The 2,528-nt window shown below is 60.1% G+C and carries 2 protein-coding genes; both read right to left on the bottom strand.

Features of this window, described 5'->3' with window-relative positions; translation table 11 throughout:
* A partial coding sequence (crtI, locus tag ABX749_RS29195; RefSeq protein ID WP_372899144.1) for a phytoene desaturase family protein occupies window positions 1-1,476 on the bottom strand: 1,476 nt, incomplete at its 3' end.
* Between the two features lie 279 nt (window positions 1,477-1,755).
* On the bottom strand, window positions 1,756-2,528 hold a 773-nt coding region (locus ABX749_RS29190), incomplete at its 5' end, for a hypothetical protein (RefSeq protein ID WP_372899143.1).

The raw sequence follows: 2,528 nt of genomic DNA, 5'->3' as shown, positions 1-2,528 counted from the left end.
GAAGTCTTTGAGAACCAGCCCGGTGGTGATGCGGCTGGATTCATAGATCACCGGCAGGCCGCTGCCCGGATGGGTGCCTCCGCCGACCAGGTAAACGCTGCCCAAGTCTTCGAATCGGTTTCGCGGTCGGTTGTGCAGCATCTGGCCCAGATTGTGCGCCAAGTTGAACGTCGCGCCTTTGTGGATCGCGTAGTCTTGGTTCCAGTTTTGGGGCGTGATCGTATGCTCGGTCCGAATGCGGCTGCGAAGGTCTCCTAATCCGATCGCGGCCATTCGATCGAGCGTCAATTCTCGGAACGCCGGCGATTCGGCTTCCCAGTCGATCGATCCGGTCTGATGCGTCACCGGGACCAACACGTACAACGTGCTGTGACCGGCCGGAGCCAACGAGGGATCGGTGACGCAGGCGTTTTGGACGTAGAACGACGGGTCTTGGCTGAGCGTGTGCGTCTGCTCGATCTCGCGAAGATTGTTTTCATAGTCTTCGCTGATGTGAATGCTGTGGTGGGGCAGGTCTTCGTACAAACCTTCGATGCCCAAGTACAACATGAACGTGCTGCAGGAGAACCGTTTCGTTGCGATCACTTCGTCGGTCCACCGCTTGCGTTTCTCGTTGGGAACGGTGCGGCTGATCCAGTCGGCAAAGTCGGCGTTGACCACGAACGCGTCGGCCGCATAGTTGCCTTGATCGGTGGTCAAGGATCGGACGTGGCGGCCTTCCATCTCCACGCTGCGAACCGGTTCGTCGTAACGGAATTTGACGCCCAACTCCTCCGCGATTTCCGCCATCCGTTCGCTCACGCGGCTGCAACCGCCGATCGGATGCCAGACTCCGTGCTCGTATTCCAAGAACGACAGGATGCTGAACAGGCTGGGGCAATTGAACGGCGACATGCCCAGATACTTGGATTGGAACGCGAACGCGATGACCAGTCTGGGATCGGAAAAGTACCGCTGCAATTCTTGGCCGAGCGAACGAAACGGGTGCAGGTGTTTGGCGGCACCGATCATGGAGGGACGCATCAGGTCGGCGATCGATGAGAACGGCGACTCGAGAATCGGCCGAAATTTTTCCAACTTGGTCCGGTTGTCGTCCATGTAGCGGGCCAGCGAACCGACGTCGGGCGGCGACAATTCAGCGATCTGACGATCCATCTCCGCCAGGTCCGGGGTGCAATCGAGTTGTCCGCCGCCACCGAAGGTCAGACGGTACTGCGGATCCAACCGCTCCATCGGCACTTCCTTCATCAGGTCGTAGCCGCAGCCGGCGAAGATTTCTTTGAGCACGCGGGGGTACAGAAAGAAGGTGGGGCCGCAATCGAAGCGATAGCCGTCGATTTCGATGGCCGACGTTCGACCGCCGGGACGATCGCGACGTTCCAGCACTGTCACGTCACAGCCGGCGTGGGCCAATTGCATCGCCGCGGCCAATCCACCCGGGCCGGCACCGACCACGACCACCTTTCGATTTGACACTGGCGTTTTCCTTGGAGGTTGGGAATGGTAGCGGTGCTGGTGTGCCGGCTTTAGCCGCTCCGTCTTGCTGCTTCGCAGCGCGTGGGGATGCGCCTAAAGGCTGGACACCAACGGTTGCTGGTGTGCAGGCTTCAGCCGCTCCGTCTTGCTGCTTTGCAGCGCGTGGGGATGCGCCTAACGGCTGGACACCAACGGTTGCTGGTGTGCAGGCTTTAGCCGCTCCGTCTTGCTGCTTCGCAGCGCGTGGGGATGCGCCTGAAGGCTGGACACCAACGGTTGCTAATACGTTCCCTTTTGGATTCCAGCTTCGATCTGGCGGCGGACGAGCGTGTCGATGCCGACGTCATCTTTGGGGGTCAGTTCGATTTCGCCACGGTCGGCCGAGGTTCGAGCCCGCTTGACGACTTCGCGGACTGCATCGACGGTCAACGGTTCAACCAACTGAGCCTCCTCGTTGCCGGGATCGGACTGGAGCACCGGTGTTAGGATATGAACGAAGTCAATGGTGGTGATCTTGTTTCGTTCCACGCCTTTGCGCAAACGGACGAATTGCAGGGAATCGCCGGCGGAAAACTGATCGGGATGATCATCGACGAATTTTTCGATGCGGCGGATCTGCCCCCACTGCAGCACCGGCAACCGGGTCATGCGTTGCATCACGCCGGAGGCTTGCCAGCCTTCGAGTCGGCCGCGTTCGAGTTCGTCGACAAAGGTGTTGAGCAATTTGACCGTCGCCGCCTTTTCTTCCGGTTCGAGCAAACTCTGCTCCACCGCAGGAATGAAACTGCCGCGCATCGAACGCAACGCCAATTCGTCTTGCTTGTCGAAAATCAGCCACGTCATCACGCCGCAGGTCAGGAACCCGATGATGCCCATCAAGACCATCGACGCCAGGATCGCCGGCATGCAGCCCGGCCCTTCGTCCTCTGGCGCGTCGGAGGGATCTTGGGTGGCGTCGGCGGTCATGGGGTGGAATTGGGGAAGAAGGGGAGTTGGTTGGTGTGCAGGCTTCAGCCGCTCCGTCTTGCTGCTTCGCAGCGCGTGGGGATGCG

Origin of the sequence: Stieleria sp., from assembly GCF_041595215.1 — a bacterium.
Taxonomy (GTDB): domain Bacteria; phylum Planctomycetota; class Planctomycetia; order Pirellulales; family Pirellulaceae; genus Stieleria; species Stieleria magnilauensis.
Note: the sequence above shows the minus strand (reverse complement) of the source record. Positions and strands in the feature narration are given on the sequence as shown.